At 43.1% G+C, this 20,992-nt stretch carries 24 protein-coding genes and 1 pseudogene; 9 read left to right on the top strand and 16 right to left on the bottom strand.

Features of this window, described 5'->3' with window-relative positions:
* Positions 1-56: 56 nt before the first annotated feature.
* The 6 genes from HF974_05385 to HF974_05360 form a co-directional block, all read right to left on the bottom strand.
* The gene (locus tag HF974_05385; GenBank protein MBC2697773.1) at positions 57-533 is read right to left on the bottom strand and encodes a 50S ribosomal protein L11; all 477 of its coding nucleotides are present in this window, start codon (positions 531-533) and stop codon (positions 57-59) included.
* A 45-nt stretch (positions 534-578) separates the two neighbouring features.
* Positions 579-1,052, bottom strand: a complete 474-nt coding sequence (locus HF974_05380; GenBank protein ID MBC2697772.1) for a transcription elongation factor Spt5 — start codon at positions 1,050-1,052, stop codon at positions 579-581.
* A 55-nt stretch (positions 1,053-1,107) separates the two neighbouring features.
* A complete protein-coding gene (locus HF974_05375) occupies positions 1,108-1,278 on the bottom strand; it encodes a protein translocase SEC61 complex subunit gamma (GenBank protein MBC2697771.1) in 171 nt (56 codons plus the stop codon).
* A 169-nt stretch (positions 1,279-1,447) separates the two neighbouring features.
* On the bottom strand, positions 1,448-2,557 hold the full coding sequence (gene ftsZ / locus HF974_05370) for a cell division protein FtsZ (protein ID MBC2697770.1): 1,110 nt from the start codon (positions 2,555-2,557) through the stop codon (positions 1,448-1,450).
* Between the two features lie 21 nt (positions 2,558-2,578).
* A complete protein-coding gene (locus HF974_05365) occupies positions 2,579-3,913 on the bottom strand; it encodes a hypothetical protein (GenBank protein MBC2697769.1) in 1,335 nt (444 codons plus the stop codon).
* Positions 3,914-4,545: 632 nt separating this feature from the next.
* Positions 4,546-5,379 carry a hypothetical protein gene (locus tag HF974_05360; protein MBC2697768.1) on the bottom strand — a complete coding sequence of 278 codons (834 nt, stop codon included), beginning with the start codon at positions 5,377-5,379 and terminating at the stop codon, positions 4,546-4,548.
* Positions 5,380-5,598: 219 nt separating this feature from the next.
* On the opposite strand from HF974_05360, the gene HF974_05355 reads away from it, so the two are divergent.
* Together HF974_05355 and HF974_05350 are read left to right on the top strand one after the other, a co-directional pair.
* On the top strand, positions 5,599-5,913 hold the full coding sequence (locus tag HF974_05355; protein MBC2697767.1) for a hypothetical protein: 315 nt from the start codon (positions 5,599-5,601) through the stop codon (positions 5,911-5,913).
* A 129-nt stretch (positions 5,914-6,042) separates the two neighbouring features.
* Positions 6,043-6,336 (top strand): hypothetical protein, encoded by a 294-nt coding sequence (locus HF974_05350; protein MBC2697766.1) that lies wholly within the window; start codon positions 6,043-6,045, stop codon positions 6,334-6,336.
* Here HF974_05350 and hemB read toward each other — a convergent pair.
* The 5 genes from hemB to HF974_05325 are packed head-to-tail and all read right to left on the bottom strand — an operon-like array spanning position 6,326 to position 10,252.
* On the bottom strand, positions 6,326-7,300 hold the full coding sequence (gene hemB, locus HF974_05345; GenBank protein ID MBC2697765.1) for a porphobilinogen synthase: 975 nt from the start codon (positions 7,298-7,300) through the stop codon (positions 6,326-6,328). The two genes, HF974_05350 and hemB, sit on opposite strands and share 11 nt — an antisense overlap.
* A gap of 17 nt (positions 7,301-7,317) precedes the next feature.
* Positions 7,318-8,586, bottom strand: coding sequence for a glutamyl-tRNA reductase (locus HF974_05340; GenBank protein MBC2697764.1), 1,269 nt, complete (start codon positions 8,584-8,586; stop codon positions 7,318-7,320).
* Between the two features lie 35 nt (positions 8,587-8,621).
* Positions 8,622-9,314: a bifunctional precorrin-2 dehydrogenase/sirohydrochlorin ferrochelatase gene (locus tag HF974_05335; protein ID MBC2697763.1), complete on the bottom strand. Its 693-nt coding sequence runs from the start codon at positions 9,312-9,314 to the stop codon at positions 8,622-8,624.
* Positions 9,311-9,769, bottom strand: a complete 459-nt coding sequence (locus HF974_05330; GenBank protein ID MBC2697762.1) for an Lrp/AsnC family transcriptional regulator — start codon at positions 9,767-9,769, stop codon at positions 9,311-9,313. Before HF974_05330 ends, HF974_05335 begins: the two co-directional genes overlap by 4 nt.
* A gap of 24 nt (positions 9,770-9,793) precedes the next feature.
* The gene (locus tag HF974_05325; protein MBC2697761.1) at positions 9,794-10,252 is read right to left on the bottom strand and encodes a cytidine deaminase; all 459 of its coding nucleotides are present in this window, start codon (positions 10,250-10,252) and stop codon (positions 9,794-9,796) included.
* A gap of 455 nt (positions 10,253-10,707) precedes the next feature.
* Here HF974_05325 and HF974_05320 point away from each other — a divergent pair, with 455 nt between their 5' ends.
* Positions 10,708-11,772 carry a hypothetical protein gene (locus HF974_05320; GenBank protein MBC2697760.1) on the top strand — a complete coding sequence of 355 codons (1,065 nt, stop codon included), beginning with the start codon at positions 10,708-10,710 and terminating at the stop codon, positions 11,770-11,772.
* On the opposite strand, the gene HF974_05315 is transcribed toward HF974_05320, so the two are convergent.
* Positions 11,765-12,001 carry a hypothetical protein gene (locus tag HF974_05315; protein ID MBC2697759.1) on the bottom strand — a complete coding sequence of 79 codons (237 nt, stop codon included), beginning with the start codon at positions 11,999-12,001 and terminating at the stop codon, positions 11,765-11,767. The genes HF974_05320 and HF974_05315 overlap by 8 nt on opposite strands.
* A 55-nt stretch (positions 12,002-12,056) precedes the next feature.
* Between HF974_05315 and HF974_05310 the strand changes: the two genes are divergently transcribed.
* Together HF974_05310 and HF974_05305 are read left to right on the top strand one after the other, a co-directional pair.
* Positions 12,057-12,806, top strand: a complete 750-nt coding sequence (locus HF974_05310; GenBank protein MBC2697758.1) for a hypothetical protein — start codon at positions 12,057-12,059, stop codon at positions 12,804-12,806.
* 250 nt (positions 12,807-13,056) lie between these two features.
* On the top strand, positions 13,057-13,326 hold the full coding sequence (locus HF974_05305) for a hypothetical protein (protein MBC2697757.1): 270 nt from the start codon (positions 13,057-13,059) through the stop codon (positions 13,324-13,326).
* Between the two features lie 46 nt (positions 13,327-13,372).
* Here the strand turns inward: HF974_05305 and HF974_05300 are convergent, their stop codons facing one another.
* From HF974_05300 to HF974_05290, 3 genes are all read right to left on the bottom strand, one after another.
* On the bottom strand, positions 13,373-13,870 hold the full coding sequence (locus HF974_05300; protein ID MBC2697756.1) for a hypothetical protein: 498 nt from the start codon (positions 13,868-13,870) through the stop codon (positions 13,373-13,375).
* A 12-nt stretch (positions 13,871-13,882) separates the two neighbouring features.
* Positions 13,883-14,302: a DUF22 domain-containing protein gene (locus HF974_05295; protein MBC2697755.1), complete on the bottom strand. Its 420-nt coding sequence runs from the start codon at positions 14,300-14,302 to the stop codon at positions 13,883-13,885.
* Between the two features lie 184 nt (positions 14,303-14,486).
* On the bottom strand, positions 14,487-15,620 hold the full coding sequence (locus HF974_05290; protein MBC2697754.1) for a geranylgeranyl reductase family protein: 1,134 nt from the start codon (positions 15,618-15,620) through the stop codon (positions 14,487-14,489).
* 227 nt (positions 15,621-15,847) lie between these two features.
* Here HF974_05290 and HF974_05285 point away from each other — a divergent pair, with 227 nt between their 5' ends.
* The 3 genes from HF974_05285 to HF974_05275 all read left to right on the top strand — a co-directional run bounded on the left by HF974_05285 (position 15,848) and on the right by HF974_05275 (position 18,118).
* Complete coding sequence (locus HF974_05285; protein MBC2697753.1) at positions 15,848-16,489, top strand: DUF116 domain-containing protein; 642 nt, start codon at positions 15,848-15,850, stop codon at positions 16,487-16,489.
* Positions 16,482-17,102, top strand: a complete 621-nt coding sequence (locus HF974_05280; protein MBC2697752.1) for a DUF116 domain-containing protein — start codon at positions 16,482-16,484, stop codon at positions 17,100-17,102. Before HF974_05285 ends, HF974_05280 begins: the two co-directional genes overlap by 8 nt.
* Before the next feature lie 140 nt (positions 17,103-17,242).
* Entirely contained in the window at positions 17,243-18,118 is an 876-nt protein-coding gene (locus HF974_05275) for an ATP phosphoribosyltransferase (protein MBC2697751.1), read from the top strand.
* Between the two features lie 27 nt (positions 18,119-18,145).
* Here HF974_05275 and tpiA read toward each other — a convergent pair whose 3' ends face one another.
* Entirely contained in the window at positions 18,146-18,814 is a 669-nt protein-coding gene (gene tpiA, locus HF974_05270; protein ID MBC2697750.1) for a triose-phosphate isomerase, read from the bottom strand.
* Positions 18,815-19,262: 448 nt separating this feature from the next.
* Between tpiA and HF974_05265 the strand changes: the two are divergent.
* Positions 19,263-20,953 (top strand): annotated as a pseudogene (locus tag HF974_05265) (carbon monoxide dehydrogenase).
* Positions 20,954-20,992 lie beyond the last annotated feature (39 nt).

Genomic DNA, 20,992 nt, shown 5'->3' with positions numbered 1-20,992 from the left:
GTCTAAGGTTTCCTTTTACTGTGGGATAAGTATTTTAAATTATCGGTTGTCCTAAATCAGGCTTCCAGTCTATCCCGGAACTTGCCTGCCTTTACCGCCTTCTGTGCTTCCCTTGGGTCCATGTCCTCTACAGTCAAACCCATGGGTACACAGGAACCGATGATCTCATTGACAGCCGATTCAAAATTCCTGGACAGCAGGCCATCACGTTTCATCCTGGCAACCTTAGCTGCCTGTTCAATGGTCAGGTTACCTACATTCTCGGTCCCGGCATTACCTGATCCCTTCTCCAGCCCCAGTTCCTTCAATATCAGGGCAGAGGTAGGAGGTGTTCCAATCTCAATATTGTAATTCTTTTTATCATCAAAGATTATTTTTATCGGAACCTGCATTCCGTTAAAGTCCGCAGTCTTCTCATTAATACTATCCACAATTTCTTTGATATTCACGCCAAGCGGTCCCAGCGCAGGACCCAATGGAGGACCGGGATTTGCCTGTCCGCCTGGTATTAATGCTTCTATTACATCACCCATTTTTTATTCCTCTGGTTATTATTTGAATAAATAATCTCGTTAATTCTATTCTTGCTCTTCCCGTTTCAGTACCCTCACATTGTCACCGCGGACCGTGATGGGAATCGGTACCATAGCCTCAAAGAGTTCCACTGTAATTTCTTCATGTGTTTCGTCAACTCTCTTGACCCTTGCTTTCTCGCCTTTGAAGGGACCTGAGATCAGTTCGACTATACTTCCTTCCGTGATCCCTACAACAGCGGTCTTCGGTGTCAGGAAATGTTCAACCTCTTTAAGCGTGGATGCTCCCCGTATCAAACTACGGGCATGTGGCAGGGTCTGGATAGCTGTTTCCACTATGTCGGGCGATTTTGCTTCCACCAGTATATATCCCTTCAATTCATCAGGTGCGAGGATGGCCATGATATCAAGATGCTCTTTCTCTGCCATCATCGAGATGAGATTTGCCACTGAACGCTCCTGGTTGGCAGTGGTCTTCACCACATATATTTCAGTATCTCCGATTGTATCCTCATTCATGTGACGGTTCACTTAGCCCCATAATGTATATTTAATATAATAAACTTTGGTTGACTCATATCATTTTAGGGATCTCGGTAAGGAAGAAATATATAATAAATCCCATAACCCCGATGATTAAAATGCCCGCACCTGCTACTTTAGCAATTGTAATGAATTCTTCTCTTGTGGGCTTGCGGGTAAGCCTGAGTATCCGGGTGTATTCACTGAACTTCAACGGTATCATCGGTGTTTTTGCAGGTTCTTTTGCCAATAGATTTCACATCCCTATGTGGAACAATTACTATATCATTTGAACAATTACTGTATCGTTTAGATAAAACAAGCCCAAAGTATGATTAAAGATTGAAATACCTTTCGATTGACAGGAATTTCCTGCCAATCGAAATATGTGATTATTTCACGAAATCAATGCCGTAACGACTGGTAATGTTACGGGCGTTGCCTTTACCATAGATCTGTGCAGATTTCACGCCTGTGACCACAAGCATGGTACGGATGGAATGTTCAAGTGCGGGATCGATCTGGGCACCCCAGATCAACCTGGCTTCGGGGTCGATCTTGGCGTAGACCTCCTCAACCACACTCTCGGCTTCAGCGATGGTCATATCGGGTCCGCCAACTACATTGACAAGTGCCGATGTCGCCCCTGATATGTCTACATCCAACAGGGGACTGCGTAGTGCCTTTTGTACAGATTCGGCAGCTTTATCCTCGTTGTCAGACTCGCCGAGCCCGATCATGGCAACTCCACCCTTCTGCATTACTGTTCTCACATCTGCAAAGTCCAGGTTGACCAGTCCGGGCTTGGTAATTAGTTCGGTAATGCCTTTTACAGCACGCATCAACACCTCATCCGATACCTTGAATGCTGCCTGCAAAGGCAATCTTGGTACAACTTCAAGGAGCTTGTCATTGGGAACTACGATGACCGTATCTGCCACGTCACGAAGACGTTCAAGACCTGCTTCTGCATTGTTACGCCTGACAGCCCCTTCAACACTAAACGGCAGTGTAACCACAGCTATTGTCAGTGCCCCCTCTGCCCTGGCAGCTTCTGCTACAACAGGTGCAGAACCGGTCCCGGTACCGCCTCCTAATCCGCAAGTGATAAAAACCATGTCAGCCCCTTCAACGGCTGCTCGTATTTCGCTATCGCTCTCTTTTGCAGCTTCCTCTCCGATCTGCGGCAGGCTGCCTGCACCCAGGCCTCGGGTCTTCTTCCGGCCGATCAATATCTTATGTTCGACAGAAACGTGTAAAAGATGTTGGGCATCTGTATTCAATGCATATAGCTCTGCCCCGGCTATACCCTCTTCGGTCATTCTCTGGATGGTATTTGAACCACCGCCTCCACAACCGACCACGCGGATATTCGTCTTTAACTGTTGAAGAACTTCTTCCAGTTCTGAGTCGGTCTGGCCAAGTTCGACCTTCGGTCTCATGCCCTGTGTCCTCCCTTCCATATCCGCCCGCGTGATTGCCTCTTTAATGATGGATTCCATCCTTTTATCCCTCAATTTTATTTAATAAATGTATATATTTTTAATACGTATAGGTTTTTCAACAATTTCATATACCATTTCCGGCTTTACTATCCTGTTATCAACAGTTACTGCCTCTCCCCTTGCCAATGCACCGAACAAAGGCCCGGATGTAATCCCAAGTTTCCTAGCAAGTGCTGGACTGAATTTACTTGTGATGAGGTAGAGTATCCCCTCATCCTTTTCATACCGTACATCGTAGTGTTCTTTTAGTATATTAATGCATTCATTTGTGAGTTCTTCTGCAACAAGACGGGCGCAGTCGTCATCGATTCCAATAACAATATGGGAAAAAGATCCGTTCTTATGTTCCAGATAAGCAATACTATATTCATTAAGGAAATTTCTAAGCCTTGTACGGTCAACTTTCTCAGCTTCACGCAACAGTTCAGGGCTAATTGTGGCAACCTTCACCTTTGGACAAACGCAGCTCTTACAGGCCATCTTAAGGTCAGATTTGATACTTTCCGTAATCCTTGTCCTTCCTTGAGGACAGATGTCCTTCATCTTTTTCCTTAATTCCAGGCAGAACTGCCACGGTACCCCGTCCATTTCCCTGATATCGCTCTCCCGCAATACATCATATCCTAAACCCTCGATGATTTCAATAAGCCGGTTACGCTGCCTGGCATTCATGGATTTGCGGTCAAGGTATGCGATATCCCCACATGACCGCTCGAATGCCTGTCTTACAAGTGTTTCGTCCAGGTCGTCCAGTTTATATGTGGGGAATATATGGCCGAACGCCACACCAGCCTCCTCGATCAACTTGGTCTGCCTGGGTGCGTAATGATTGCCTCCGAATCCAACAGCTACAGGTACATTTTCATTATCAAGCATAAGTATTGCATTTGCCACAATGCGGCCCGCTACAGGGTCTACCCATTCCTGCTCTGAACTGCCTATTTCCACAAAAATGGAAGGCGTTCTTAGATCAGTTGGACCGTGGTGAGTACTCTCCAGTGTAACCTCGAAATCCTCATTCTTTGCCAGGGTCTTTAGATTCAGGAAGATGGAGCGCATTGCCTGGGGGGCGGCGGAAGCCAGTTCCATAGGATGCCCGCCATACTTTGCTTCTTTCGTATTGCCGGTGGGATGCACGGTAAGTATCTGTCTCCCGTCCTTACTGCGGTGCCTTGAAGCAAAGATTATAATATCCGAATCTAATCCACATGCTTTTAGTTGCCTGTCCAGCCCATCCTGGTAGATATGCAGTCCTTCAATTTCCACCAGCCTGAACCTTTTGAACTCAAAGGCTGCAATGACCTTTTCACAATCAACCTCTATAGGCTTCCAGTCCCTGATCTGCTGCAGCATGTCCTTTATATTTTGACTGGCAGGGTCCTCGTTAGAAATGATTATGGTTACTTTTTCTTTTTCAGTCTGTATTGATAATATTCCGGATACACCACCTTTTAATGGAAAAACAATTTATGTGGATATAAAGTATATTAACATTTATCAATTGGAATTATAACACCATTAATTATATATTTTATTACATATACTATTTTTAAATGTACGGGAAAATATATACTTTCCTGTAGGCTTAGAAAATGCGAATAATTGTGGGATTTTCTTGATGAAAAGGAGGAAGGTTTAGTAGAAATGCATCTCAAGTTATGTGAGTTTAATTCGGAATTAACTAGTGTCGAGTCAACCATACAATATCGCTAGATATATTATCTGACACTGTTCCATTTCCCAGTTATTTTTAAGACGCAGATTTACACTGATTTACGCAGATTTAAGGTTGCATCTGCGTAACCTGCACGCCCTTAAGGCGTAGCAGGCATTCACTTCCCGCGGAAGTGAATGTGTCAGTGTAAATCTGCGTCTAATATAATTATTGAAATAATTTGATTTTAGAATTGTGGCCTATGCCCTTCATAATCTGAAACTTGAAGGTTGACTCGACACTAGTTTGAAATAAAAAAAAATTGGACGGATTATTTCCCATCCAATTTTGCATACTGAGGCGGTATATGGATGATGTGACATTTGTGGCAGCTACTCCCTATCCCATGCCTAATTATTTCAGCATTGCTCAAATTACCAGCCGTGATATTAGATCCCATATCACCGATCATCGTCTGGATATCGTCACTGACATAATACCTGGGCTCTGAATCGTGACATGAACCGCATGCATCAGCCATGTTGTCGAACATTGTTTCGAACATATTGAAGCTGCGTTCTGCATTAGATTGATTGCCTTGCTTGATATTTATTCCAATTCCGTCAAAACCCGTTAATAGATATTTCATTTTAGCTTCAACCCATGGCTTAGGTCCCTCTGGAGTGTCTATTGCCACATGCTCCACATTCCTGAAGTCATTCCAGTAATACTTGTTATAAACATCAGGCATGGTGTCTACATGGCACCTGGCGCAGGTTTCACCCACTGCTCCCATTGCCGCAAATACACCTGGAATATTCCCGGCGTCAAGTGCATCTCCCATTTTTCTCACGTCGTTTGGTTTGTAATATCCTCGCCATTCAGGTACCATTAGAGAACTATCATCATATTCCTGGGCGAATACCTCAAAGGATCTAGTGGCGTTTGTGATATCATTTTGTTGAATATTCACAGTAATTCCTACCATTGATTCCCCTAATTCATACATTTCGTAAAGATAAATTGGTCCGTGTTCATAATGTTGGTCAAGTGATTTCGGAAGACCATCCTTTTCAGATTTGTTAGTACCGGCTGAAGCCATCCATAATACTGTACTGGCCAGCAGCAAAGAAAAAATTATCGCTATAGCTAATTTATTATCCATGTGATATACCTCCCAACGACTTATTTATTATTTTACTAATATAATAATCATGAATATATCAGAGAAATGCATATATAAATTATTCCATTTGCATTTTTAAAAATATATAATTTTTAATATATTAATGTATATATCAATCAATATGGCATCTTATCGATTACACACTTTCACATACCAAGAATTATATCAGGAACACAGACAATCTATTCAGGACTACCTATGGATAACATTACAAAATTCAACGGTGTGGATTACACCAATACTTTCGCCACCAGTATAGGTGTTATGCACGAACTGGTCAAAGAGGTCCTGTCCAAGCGAATATCAAACGGGGATCATGTGATCGATATCGGGGGCGGTCCGGGTATGGGGGCCAGGATCATTGACAACCTGGGAATAATGGCATATGTCACTAATATCGAACCTTCCCCCACCAACCCTGATGTACACCAGCTCTTGCATGTCAAATACCCCCCTATGCAAATGTCATTACAAGCTGCACCGGAAGTCAAGATGCCTTATCCTCCCGACTGACTGCTGGTAGTAAGTGCGGCCCATGAGATCGCACTCTGCAATAACAGTTCAGCTAGTAAGAACAAAGAAATATTTTCCAGTGAGATCGATCAATTCATCAGGACGAACTTAAAACCGGAAGGGATTATCGTGGTGGGCTTCCCAAATTACCGTAAAGGGGCATCCCCCGCAGAGATTGCAAAACAGCGCAGGATAACCGAATCAATATTAGGACACTCACACCCGCCTGAAGAACTGTTCACAATTGAAGAGTTGTCAAAAATTTTTGGGATCCAGCCCTCTGTATATATAAAAAGACCAATGAATATTGACGGGGGAAACCCTGATGATACAATATTAATGGCAAATGTGGCTGTATTCAATAATATGGACATTTCAGACAGGATTGACAGGATAAACAGGATATCCCCGGTTAACCCTTGAGTTTTCCAGCCGCATACCTGGCGAAATATGTAAGTATCATATCAGCCCCGGCTCGCTTGATAGATATAAGGGATTCCATAATGGCACTCTCATCCAGCCAGCCCTGGTCAACGGCTCCCTGTATCATCGAATATTCACCGCTTACATTATACGCTGCCGTTGGCATCCCGAATTCGTGCTTGACCCGGTAGACCAGGTCCAGGTACGGCAGTGCCGGTTTCACCATCACGATATCTGCCCCTTCCTCAATATCCTGCTGCACCTCACGCATGGCCTCGTTGCTGTTGCCAGGGTCCATCTGGTACGTGGAGCGGTCCCCGAAACTGTATCCTGAATCCGCAGCATCCCGAAACGGCCCGTAGAACGATGATGAGTACTTGGCAGCATAGGACATGATAGGCGTGTTCGTAAACCCGTTCCCATCAAGAGCCTGGCGAATGGCTGCCACCATCCCGTCCATCATTCCCGAAGGTGCCACAATATCCGCACCTGCCCGTGCATGGCTCACTGCGGTCTTACCCAGTATGGGCAGGGTGGGGTCGTTAAGCACATCACCGGTCTTATAATCCACGATACCGCAATGACCGTGCGAAGTGTATTCGCACAGGCACAGGTCAGTGATGACTACCATATCGTCTCCCAGTTCGGCTTTGATGGCACGGGTGGCATTCTGGACGACATCGTCATCACCGTATGCATGGGTGCCGGTCTCGTCCTTTTCCTTTGGCAGCCCGAACAGTATCACAGCAGGAATACCCAGGTCAGCCAGTTCCCTGGCCTCATTTACCACACTTCCAGGGGTCTCCCTCCTGATACCGGGCATGGAAGCGATGGGCTGGGGCTTTGTCAGGTTCTCATCAATAAACAGTGGTGCGATCAGGTCATCTACTGATAATGCTGTCTCTCGTACCATTCGTCTTAGGGGTGGTGACCTGAGTCTTCTCATTCTTGTAACCGGGAACATAGCATTCCTTCTGATAATTAATTATTATTACTTCTTTTATCACCGTTTAACCTGAACAGTTCCTTCACAGTCGTAAGATATTCTTCATCGTCTTGTTCAGCAGCTCTGCGTAAAACTTTTGTTGGTTCGGCCAGTATCTTATATGCCACGGCATGGGTAAGGTCATTCAATACCTCGCACTCCATCTCACCTATGGTGTGTTTTGCTTTCAACTTATTAATAGCCACATCCCGTTCATGGCACCGGATCTTATCCATTGCACTGTACAGGTCTGATATGACCCTGTCAGCGTTCTGGCGTTTATACTGCTTTTTTAGCAGTTCCAGTTCTTCTTCAATGATCGTTTTCACTTTCGGGACCTCACTCTTACGCCTTGCAAGGTTCCTTTCGCTGATACTCTTCAAACTATCAATATTGAAAAGCCTGACACCCCCGACCTCACCAGTTGCCTCCTCAATATCCCTGGGATTTGCAATATCCACAAGCAGGATATCCTCATTACGTTCTGACACGGCATTTTCGATCATGTCCCTGGTAACTACAAGATGAGGTGCGGCAGTGGCACTGATAACCACATCGGACTGTTTGATATAATCCCCCATTTCCTCGTACTTAATGGCAGTCCCTTCCAGTTCATCTGCAAGTTTTTCTGCCTTCTCATATGTACGGTTGGCCACATATATAGCACGGAGGTTCCTATTAGCCAGCGCTCTGGCAACCAGCGTCCCCATCTCACCGGCACCGATCACCATAATGGACTTTTCTTCAAGGCTCCCCAGCTCATCCTCTGCCAGTTCCACTGCAGCAGAACCAATGGAAACAGAACCCTTATTGATGGCCGTTTCATTGCGGACCCGTTTTCCCACATGTATAGCTTTGCCAAAGACCGTATCGATCATCTTTCCGGTAGTTCCTGAACTCCTGGCAATATTGAACAGATCCTTTACCTGGCCCAGTATCTGGTCCTCTCCCACGATCATTGACTCCAGGCCGGATGTTACCCACATCAAGTGACGCATGGATTCCTCATGGTCATAGAAATCCACGATCCTTTCAGGTACATTCATCTTTTTAGCAAAATGAAATAAAACCTTGCTTCCCTTGGGTGAGACCACATATATCTCCACCCTGTTACAGGTCATAAGTACACAGCACTCTTCCACCTGTTCAACGGCATACAACATCTTAACTATTTTATCCACACTGCCATGCCACGCATGAAGCTTCTCGATGTCTTCCACACCGGCTTTTACATGGGTGATAAGCATGCTGGAAATCTCTGTCATCAAACTCTCCTGGTTGCTCTGATTTATAAGTTCAACTAATTAACTTCATTAGTTATATGTTTTAAGGCAATATCAAAAGCCAGTTCATAAGACTCTGCCAGTGCCTTCCACACATCCTTGTCTTCCAGTATGGCCCATAATATCCTGGAACGGTCCGCCTGGGACCCTACCTCTTTTTTCAATACCGGCCTGATCTCTCCCAAAAGCCTGGCCATATCCTCGAACTGTGGCCCAATAACCTGTTCTATCTTTTGCCGCATATATCTGGAAAGGGCAGGACTGGCACCACCGGTGGAGATGGCAAGGATAATATCACCCCTTTCGATAATGGACGGCACCACAAGGTCTTCCACTCCGTCAACCGAATTTACCAGGCACCCGTTATTGTGAGCGATATCCCGTATTTTCCTGTTAAGATCCAGGTCGCTTGTTGTGGGTATTACTAAAAACGCATCCCTTACATACAGAGCGATCTCATCATCAGATAGTTCTCCACCGGTATTGATCAGGCAGACACCCTGTCGTCCCAGTTCCCGGATAGCAGGAGTGAAACTGCGGCTTATAACAGTGGTGGGTGCATACCTGGAAAACAGGGCGGCTTTTCTTTCACCTACCTGCCCGCCACCGAATATCACCACTTTCCTGTCATTCATATCTATTAACAGGGGTAGGAGTCTGGGCGAGTTATCATTCAACAGGTGTGGGGCTCGGAGTATGTTATCATTCAAAGCCTTACACCGGTTTTCTTGAATTCTTTTTCACTGAACAATATATTATAATCATCAATACTTGTGGCATGGGATATCTGCCTGGCTATTTTTTTGCACTCTTCCTGCGTATACGCATGTACCATTGTGAACAGGTTATACGGCCAGCCCTGTCTTCTGGGCCTCTGGTAACAGTGGGTAACCTCTGTAAATCCTGCCATAATGGCACCTACATCCTCTACACGATCATCGGGTACATTCCAGGTACACATGGCGTTTGCAGTAATACCTATCACCCTGTGCCCAATGGATGCGCCAAAGCGCCTGATAACACCTTCATGCTGCATGTTATCTATCCTGTGTATCACATCATCCACAGAAATGCCCAGTTGTGCGGCGACTTCATTGAACGGCTCTGGAACAAGCAAAATGCCGTCTTGTGCGATCTTCAATAATTTTGCATCAATATCGTCCATGTGATCTCCATATTTATTGTTGTATCATTTTGGTTCTGACTGTAAACTTCTTACTTCCACGCCTGCACTTTCAAAGAACCTGAGTGCTTCAGTGTCAGGATAATTATTAGCGAATACGACCCTCTTTACCTTTGAATTGATTATCATCTTTGCGCATAGTATACATGGCTGGTGAGTACAGTAGAGGGTGGCATCTTCAATACTTACACCGTGTAGTGCTGACTGGATGATGGCGTTCTGTTCGGCATGTACGGCCCTGCATATTTCATGCCTGGTACCGGAAGCAATATTCTGCTGCTCACGCATGCACCCGATATCAAGACAGTGTTCAAGGTTTCTTGGCGCACCGTTATATCCTGTTGAAAGTATGCGCTTATCCCGTACTATTACGGCTCCTACATGGTTTCTCAGGCATGTGGAGCGCTTGGCAACCACTGCAGCTATCTCCATAAAATACTCATCAACTGTGGGTCTTTTATCCATGTTTTTTTCCTGCATTTTTTGAAATAATGAACAATTTCTATAGTGATAAAACTTGGCATTTCAAGTATGATGTAGAAGCAATGATCAAACTGGTTGTAGTAAAATTCTTCAGGCAAATGTCATTTAAAAGGATTATTGGCACTTTGAATAGAAGAGGAAGCGTAGCTACTTGGTTTTCAAGAGAAATAGTGTGATTTTTTGCATAGTGGGTTAGTGAAAATTCCCACCTCTAATGACTTAGAGAACTAAAACACCATATCGAAAACCTGATTCCTGATAACAACTGCCAATATTGGATGCCGCTGTTAGGGTACAGCATAGCCGGGCTGGGGCTGGCGTATGTTCTGTTAAGAAGGGAAGTAATTAAGTGAGATCCAAGCGAAGATAAAATATAATGTTAAAGCAAACTGATACTATAGATAAATAGGAATACATCATCTTCACATGTTAATAGTATGAAAAAACAAAATACCTGGTTTGCGGTTATTCTCATTATTTGCACATTAATAATTAGTGGCTGCATTGAAGAAGAAACTCTTTCAAACGTTATGGGTGACCCTGTTGTCAGAAGGGCAGAACCATACATAAATGAGATTATTTTTGAAGATATGACCCTGCGGGCACAGTCTTCTTCTGTAGTAAGTGAATGCCCTTCAGGTGACATGGAATGCCAGATAAATAAGCTCTATAGATTTGTGATCGATGACTTTTCTTATTACAGTGACCCAAGGAAAGAGGAATTCATACAGACTCCATATGAGACCCTGGATATACATGGAGGAGATTGTGAAGACCTGACGATCCTACTCATGTCGCTGTTAGAGAACCTGGGGATACAGACATACCTGGTGCTCACACCCGACCATGCATACTGTCTGGCATGTGATGTTGATACAGAAAATTTACTTGAATATATCGGGGAGCCCATTCTCGCACAGTACTCAAAGGACCTGGGTCAAACCGGGAATATGAATATAGTTATGGAAAACGGTAACCTCTATATTTTAGAGCAAAAACAACAAACCTTTACCTTAAAACCCGGTTACCTCTATTATTATGGCGGTGATGGTTCAGAATTTAATCCGCCAATCGAGTACATGGATATACAATATGATGTCTCTTCATCCAACCCATTGAATGTGTACGTGGTCCCGTCCAGGACAGATTATGAACTGATGGTAGACCGCCTTTCATATGACCACTATCCTTCATGCCAGAACTCGGAAGTTATATGGACAAGCGACAAGTGTAATGGTTTAACTACAAACGGCGGTGTGATCTTTGAGAACAGGAATAAGAATGAAGCTATTGTTGACTTCGATATAAGGTTTTATTTCTATTACTCTCCGGATGAGCTACTTGAAGACCAGCAGATATCCTACTATGAAATTGATGGCAAAAAATGTGTGGTTCTCGATGCTACGGCTGGAAAATACGGATATCCAGGCTACGATGGCAATCCTGAAGGCGAAAAAATTGCCATTGACCCGTTGACAAAGGAATATTTTTACCTTAAATGAACACCCTAACATGGATGAACACCCTAGCATGGATGAACACCCTAGCATGGATGAACACCCTAGCATGGATGAACACCCTAGCATGGATGAATACCCTAACATGGATGAACACCCTAACATGGATGAACACCCTAGCATGGATGAACACCCTAGCATGGATGAACACCCTAGCATGGATGAACACCCTAGCATGGATGAATACCCTAACATGGATGAACACCTCTAACATGAATAACACCCCAAATTAAGAATACATCTAATAAGTCGAGAAGGACCTGAACAATATGGAAATACGATTTCACAAAAAACTGGAAATGGAAAAGCCCAGAATGCTGGTAGGTCTTCCCGGAATGGGAATGGTCGCCAAAAATACTGTTACCTCTTTTATTGAACTCCTGAAACCTGAGATGTTTGCAGATATATATGTACCGCATCTCTCGCCTTCCCTTGTTTTTTTTGAAAAAGGCCTGGTGGTACCAATGGAAAGAGATGTAAGCCTGTTCAAATTCTACTATTCAAAGGAGCAAAATATGATTCTGTTCGCAGGTGAAATGCAGTTCGGTTCTATTGCAAAGGATAATGAGCTGGCTGAGAAAATTGTTGAAACTGCAAAGCTCTGTGATGTCGATATTATTTATACAGTGATAGCAACACATATACAACGATTTGTTGAAGAGCCAATGGTATTCGGGGTTGCAACTTCCCAGGAACTTCTGGATTATTTAGAAAGTCAGTCTGTAGAAATAGCTGATACCAGTATGCAAATAGGCGGAGTTAACGGCTTGGTTATCGAATATGCACAGCGTATGGAATTAAAAGGAATCGCTCTATTGGCTGAGACTTCTTTTCCCGAGACATTGGACATAAAAGCATGCTATGCAGGATTAAGAAAAGCTTCTGAGTTGCTTGGAATTGAAATAGACCTGAGCGGAATAGAGAAAGAAGCAAAGAAATTCGACGACGGATTTAAGAAGTACCTGAAAGATATCCAGGAAAAAAAGAGTCAAGAGGAAGACCTGAGTTATATAGGCTGAAATGCATAACTGCTGATAAGGAAGCCCGAATTGGTTAATTGAAGATTTAGCTTATAGAGGATTCGGCTCATAGAGTTAGAATTACTGTTACCGGGTTTGCGCAGGTGCTGTTGAAGCGGGTGTTGGGAGGTAAAAACTCTAGGACTTTAAGGTGTCTTTGAAAGTCGTTTTTAGGACGGCCTGTAGGATAAGAATTAAATAATATAATCTTGATACAGTTAACGAATATAAGGAATTGAACATTATGCCTTTGGAAATATTAACCGGTTTGGCTATTCTTGTGGTCGCAATCGCCGCATTCATCGGCGTATACTATTTCTTTAAAGTTGTAAAATACCTTGTCGTAAATTCCATTGTAGGTTTGATACTACTATTCATCTCAAACTTTTTATTAGGAATGCTCAACATGGGTTTTTCAGTGGATATCAACTGGGTATCAATATTGATCTGTGCTGTTGGAGGAATACCAGGTGTGATAATCGTTATTCTGCTGGGATTCCTTAATGTGCCACTGATGTGAATCACCGTGCAATAAAATAAAAATAAACAGGGGTGAGCCCCCTGCCCTATACCAATTTCGGCGAATAGAATTTCTTTATTACAGTGTCACATTTTTCACATGAAATGATTAGCCAGTCACCCACATCATGTTTGTGGAAATGGTCAAATATCGAGGCACCGCATGTTGGGCAGACATAGTATTCCTTGAAATAGTAATTATAGAACTCCGGTGTTGACTTCAACCATTCCAGTGTATCCAGCATCAATTCAATATACCGTTGCTTTGGTCCCCCTGATTGCAGTTCAGAGCGCAAACGATCATCAATTTGCTTAAACTGTTGCATGGAATTGCGCTGGATCTTCTTATAGTCTGAAATGTACTGGCTACTATTTTCAAGATACTTTTGATACCCTTTATACACATCCTTCCCTTTATTCTGTATGGTTCTGAGGAAATATTCACTCATCAGGTCTTCCAGCAGATCGTGACATGTAGTACAGATATTGTAGTCAGGGAAATGCTTTGTATCCTGGGGTTGATGGCATATCACACATGTTTCCATATGCATTCCCCCCTAAAGCATCTCAATTGGGTTTGTGGCATCCCTTGTGAACATTATCGGGAATATGTTGATGACAGCAAGCAGATCACCACGCCTGATATCACCTGACTCAACACCCATAATGTAAGCTGATTCTACAACACGGTCCTGTTCTACAGGAGCCGATGCACCACCTTTGCCGCCTAATTTCAATACAGATGCAAGTGCATGGTGATTGAAGGCACAGGGTATTGCCAGTGTATCTTTCTGGATATTGATCTTTTTGACCTTGATCTTTTCAAACCTGCCTGCACCTATTGTTATATCTTCATCGGCAATCACCATCTCCCATTTAGCTCTCGTGGCTATTGTAAATTCATATGGCGTTGCCTGGACAATCCTTGAATGGATCTTACCTGCTTCTTTTGAAACTATATTGATATTTTCTGGCATATCTATCACACATCCTTTAATATGGTGTTAATCTATAAATAGATTATCATGGTTAATCATTACATTACTGGAATTATTTTAAACCTTGTTCTGGTAGAATGATTACTACTTTGTGCTACTCAATAAAATAGGTTATCATAATTCATGAGTTACTAATATTGATCTATTTTATTCCCTGTAATTCCTATGATCGTAAAAGAAACATTGGTATTCTTGGAATTAACCATTTAATGTAACTTTTATATGATATTTCCATTGTTGTAACTTCAAGATATTTTTCAATTGCTTCATTGCTAACTAATATTTTTAAGAATATTGAAGGGCAACTATTTATTAATTTTACAAATATTAATGAATAGTTTAAGTTGTTAATAAATTCTGATCTACAAATTATTTCATAATTTTTTATTGTTTTTAAATCATCATCATCTAATATTATTTTAGAAATAACTTCTACTGCAATCTGGCCAGATCTTATTGCATAAGCAATACCTTCTCCAATAAAAGAATCAACAAAACCAGCAGAATCCCCACTTAAAATAACTCTTGAACTTGTTATTTTTCGTTTTATTCCTCCTGCTGGAATTATGTGGCCATGTAATTTATACTTATTATTAAAATTATTTTCATTTAAGAAATCTAACATTGTCTTTTTCGGGTGAGGTAAGTGTTTTGCTAATCCAGCTATTCCGACAGAATAATATTTATCATGTGGAAATATCCACCCGTAACCATGTTTAAACCGTCCAAAGTGAAGGTCAATAACATTATGTATATATTTATCTATTGATTCATTATCGGCTTCAATTTCTGCAACAACACCTATTGCATATTCATCATTTCGATCTTTTCTTCGAATTTGATATTTTAATTTACCTTGTGAACCCTCTGCTATAATGATAAATTTTGCTTTATATGTATCATTATCAGTAAAAACCTCTACACAATCATTTTTTTCCTGATACTCAAGGACCTTTTCTCCCATTTTAATTTCAATTCCGGTTTCTCCGGCTTTTTCAAGCAGATAATTGTCTAAAATACTTCTGGTTATTAGAACTGCTATTCTACTATCCTTATGCTGTTCAACAACCTGACCTTTGAAGTGGGCCCTTGCACCAAATATATCTCTTTCAATCATAGACTCGGGAATCTCAAAATCAAGATATGACATTGCATGTTCGGAAAGAGCTCCCCCACATGGTTTATATCTTGGAAATATTTCTTTTTCAATTAACAGGGTCTTCAAACCTTTTTTTCCTGCGATTCTACCAGCGGCAGACCCACAAGGACCTCCACCTATAATTATCAGATCGTACATACAATAATTTCCTATTACCAGGTTATACCAAAACACAAGGCGTGTACAAACTAAACCAATTAAATCTTTATTGACAGTCTGGAAACCATAAGCTGGGAGTGGACTTGAGGAATTGGAGCAACTTATCAGTCGATAGTTGTGACTGAGCTAAACAAATACCTTTCTGTTTATTTTTTAGATTGTAATCCCACGACAATGTTAAATACCGACATAACTGTTTCCATCTCATGCTAATCTCCTATGAGCTACTAGGCAAACTATTCGTATTTCTGGTAATCGCAGTTATACTTGTGACAGGAATAGCGTTATTATTTGGTGCCTATAGTATCAGGAAACACAAGATCATATTCCCGAATTACATCTTATTTATGCTCTATCTATTTTACTCGCCTGCAAAATGGATATGCAGGATTTTTTCCATTAAAGAAGAAATTGTAGATGAGATATTGATCGAAGTCAAGAATGCAGTTATGCTTGATAAGTTTAAAAAGACAAAGGTAAGACGTGCTGTCATCCTGCCACAGTGTATGAGGCATCCTGAATGCAGGGCGCGATGTGACCCTATAGTGGGGTATGAGTGCACAAAATGTGGCAAGTGTGATATTAAACGCATAGTAGAAGCAGCAGATAAGTATAATTTCAAAGTGTTTATTGTGCCGGGCGACAGTTTTGTCAGGAAGATCATGAAGTCCTATGACCCGGGCGCATGTCTTGGAGTAGCATGTTATGTTGAACTGACCGAGTCAATGCAGGCAGTATCAAAGTTTGTACCTGTTCAAGGCATTTGCCTGATAAGGGATGGATGTTATGATACAAGAGTAGATGTGGCGGAAGTGATTCATAAGATGGAGATATGTGACGATGTATGATCTAATAGGGATTGCACTGATCGCAGTTGTGTTTGTGTCCATTTCCCTGGTCATTTTAGCTTTATTTGTGAGCCGTGTCAGTCTTAATAGGAATGTCTGGCTTGCTGGTTTTTTTGCAAACATACTTGATTTTTTCTATCTGCCGATAAAAGCTATCTTCCAGAAATATTCTGATACCCAAAAATTGGAACGATGGATGGTTTCTCTGAAGAACATGGCGCACATGTCCGGTTTTAAAAAGACTAAACACCGTTTACTGCTTGCCCCACATTGCATGCGATCACTTGATTGTCCGGCGGCATCAACAATGTATGGTATTGAGTGTATCTCGTGCGGAAAGTGCATATTCTCTAAGATAAAGACAGATGCAAAAAGGTATAACTATACCCTATTTATCGTTGCAGGTTCTTCGTATGTAAGACATATCATCAAAAAGGAATCGGCTGATGGTGCACTTCTTTTAGCATGCAATTATGAACTTAACAAGGTCATGCGCTCTTTAAAGCGTAAGAACATTACGACGTATGGTGTTCCACTATTAAACGACGGTTGCTACGCTACAGAGGTAGATTACAGTAAAATGATAGAAGTGATGGAATATTTTAGTAAGTGAGGGGGCATCCCCAATATCGTTGTTGGGACTATTGTACAACTTACATGAAAAACGTGCATGAAACCTGTTTCATTAATTTTGACAAAAAACTTAAATATCCACTAATAAGTATTGTAACCCTCCATACCAGAGGATTTATTATGATCAATATAGTTATACCAAAAGGCAGTCTGGAAGAGCAAACATTACTGCTGTTCAAACAGGCAGACCTTCCTATAAAAAAAACAGACAGGGAATACAACCCAAAAATAAATGACCCGAGGATAAGTAAAGTTAAGGTGCTGCGCCCACAGGAAATCCCAAAATATATAGAACAGGGATATTTTGATATCGGGATAACAGGACTGGACTGGGTAAAAGAATCCCAAAGCGATGTTGTGGAGGTTGCAGACCTTCCTTATAGTAAACAAGGGGCAGGCAATGTCAAGATCGTGATCGCCGTACCCCAGACAGATGATTCTATCAAGAGTGCCAGTGATATCAAACCCAACAGCAGGGTATCCACCGAATATCCCAACATGACCAAAGCTTTTTTTGAGAAAATGGGCGTTCCGGTTGAGATATTCTATTCTTATGGTGCCACAGAGGCAAAGGTTCCGGAGCTTGTGGATGTGGTGGTGGACCTGACCGAGACCGGTTCTACCTTAAGGAAGAACGGCCTGAAGATAGTGGATATAATAGCCGAATCCTCAACCAAGCTGATCGCTAACAAGAAGAGCTGGGATGATCCTGAAAAACGAAAGGATATAGAAGAGATCAGGACACTGCTACTGGCAGTAATTGAGGCCAGGGGAAAAGTGCTCATTGTCCTTAATGTGCACAAGGACAATCTGGATACCGTGATCGAAGCACTTCCTGCCATGAAGAACCCAACCGTGAGCCAGCTCTACAAATCCGATTACTATGCACTGGAGACCGTGGTAAATAAGGGTGATATCAATATATTGATACCAAAGCTCAAGGCATTAGGGGCAGAGGATATTCTTGAACTTAATATCTCAAAGATAGTCCACTAACTGTAAATGTTATTTCCCTGCCCGGTATCAGATCCCGCTAACCAGGTCAAACAGGGCCTTTTTAGGATCACTGGATTTTACCACACCTGAGGCCAGCAGCACGCCCACGCTGCCCAGTTCCAGGGCGGCTTTCATGTCCTCGCCCTTACTGATACCGGCACCGCAGAGTACCTTTACATCCGGATTGATTTTTTTTACAGCTTTCACCGAACCTGATACAACTTCAGGGTCGGCCTTGGAAACAGGGATTCCCGAACCTATGAGTTCGGGAGGTTCAACTGCCACATAATCCGGACCTAATGCCGATGCTGCACTGGTGGTGGCAATATTATTAGTACATACAATGGTGGTAAGACCTGTTCTGCGAGCAGCCGTTATGGATGCATCTATATCAGCCAGTTTCAGGCGCCTTTCCGAATGGTTAATGAGCGTGCCGGTAGCACCTGCTTCGTTCACAGCTTCGGCCATGATGTGCCCGGTGAAACTGCCCGACCCCACACCATCAAGGTGCTGGGAGAATACGGGTATGTCCACACTTGATGCAACCCTGTGGATATCAGGGAGCTGGGGAGCTACTGCGATATATGCGCCAGTCTCGTCTGATACATCCCTGCATGCCTGTGCAATAGTAACGGCATTTTTCCCCGTTCCTTCGGTATATGTCTTGAAATTGAGTACAATTATCGGCTCATTCATTGTAATTTCCCCATAGTTATTCGATATTTTATTTTGTTTTATTTACGGTTTCATTATTGTTATTCTTTTGCTAATTAACTACCTTTACAGAAGGGGTAGCATAAGTGCAGGGATGGCGCAGCCACAGATATAACGACGGGTGGCGAGAGATTGAAGCAACTAACGGGACTGGAATCATTTCAATATTAACTGTAGATTGTGCAAAGGAATGCAGAGAAAAACAAGGATGCTCTGCGAACCTCAGCACTTTCAAATATTACATCGGTCATAGATTTCCACAACCATGGCGGAGCCCCCGCCTAACTTATCAATACCCGAAGCTGCCCCACTGTTGAATGTTATGTCACCATAATTATGTTATTATTGATGATATTATAATAATTGTTATGATGATAATGTTCGAAAAAGCTCATATCAAATTTGAAATAATTAAAGAGTGGTGAATTATATGGAAAATATCAGTGCACATGGATCAGTACGAAATATGTATGAGAAATTGCATGCAGACGGCGTTACGAACACTTTTGACCGCTTTGAGGCACAAGGGATTCGCTGCCGCTTTTGCAGCAGTGGTGTAAGCTGCCGGCTGTGCAGCAACGGACCGTGCAGGATAAGCAAAAAAGCTGACCGTGGGGCATGTGGGATCAATGCCGACGGCATGGCAATGCGCAATTTCCTCCACCTTAACATAATGGGGACAACAGCATATACCTACCATGCCAAGTAAGTGGCAATGACCCTGAAAGCCACTGGTAAAGGGCAGACACCATTCACCATCAGGGACGAAGCAAAACTGCGCGATTTTGCAGACAAACTTGGACTCAAAAGCGGGAAAGAGCTGCCAGGCACAGAAAAGCCACCAGTCAATGAACTGGCTGTAAAGGTAGGGGATGCCATACTCGAAGGCATCCACACGGATTCCGATGAAGCCCTCGGGATGGTCGGGATATTTGCACCTGAATCAAGACAGAAGGTATGGAGAAAACTCGGCATCCTGCCAGGCGGACCAATTGAAGAGTCCATGGACATGACAACATGCAGCATGACCAATATCGATGGTGATTATGTGTCTCTTGCAAAGAAGGCACTGCGCTTGAGCATTGCAACCATCTATGGTTCTCTGGTGCCGCTGGAACTCGGGCAGGACATACTGTTCGGCACTCCATCGCCTCATGAACACATGGTGGACCTGGGCATCATTGACCCTGAATATGTAAATATCGTTGCCAACGGACATGAGCCATTCATAGGTGCCGCATTGATCGCTGCTGCGAAAAAGGCTGGGAACCAGCAGAAAGCAATGGATTCGGGAGCAAGGGGGCTGCATATCATCGGTTCGATCGAAACAGGCCAGGAACTGCTGCAGCGATTTGAGAAGGATGACGTATTCGTGGGACTTACAGGCAACTGGCTCAGAAACGAAAGGCAGCAGGACTTGTTAAGAACGACCTGAACCGCCAGAAGACGCTTACAGGTTTCTCTGCCGAAGCCATCGTATCCGCACTTGGCGGAACACTTGACCCCTTGCTGGATGTAATTAAAAAAGGCGACATCAAGGGCATCGTGGCACTGATAAGCTGCACAACGTTGAAGGACAGCGGGCAGGATGTCAATACCATTGCCATTACAAAGGAACTCATCAAACGCGACATCCTTGTCATGAGTGCCGGCTGCGGGAACGCTGCTCTCCAGGTTGCGGGGCTTACCACCACTGATGCACAAAAACTTGCAGGCAGCAGATTGAAAGCCGTGTGTGAGTCACTCGGAATTCCTCCTGTCCTGAGTATGGGCACCTGTACCGATACAGGCAGGATAATCAATATTGTCACTGCTGTTGCTAATGCTCTTGGGGTTGACCCCTCGCAGCTGCCTGTGGCTGTGACCGCACCTGAGTATATGGAACAGAAGGCGACCATCGATGGCGTGTTCGCATTGGCGTTCGGTCTGTATACACATGTGTCACCGCTTGCACCTGTCGGCGGGGCACCAAACCTTGTGAAGCTCCTGACCCATGATTTGGAAGGTCTGACCGGCGGTAAACTGGCAGTTGAGACTGATATGGTAGAAGCTGCTGATGGGATCGAGACCGTCACATTACATGTTGGTATTATCAAACTAACCGCAGACGAACGCAGATAAACGCGGATACGCTACCTGAAAATCTGTGTTCATCTGTGT

Source organism: ANME-2 cluster archaeon (genome assembly GCA_014237145.1).
Classification (GTDB): domain Archaea; phylum Halobacteriota; class Methanosarcinia; order Methanosarcinales; family Methanocomedenaceae; genus Methanocomedens_A.
This window is presented reverse-complemented; position numbering and strand designations above follow the sequence as displayed.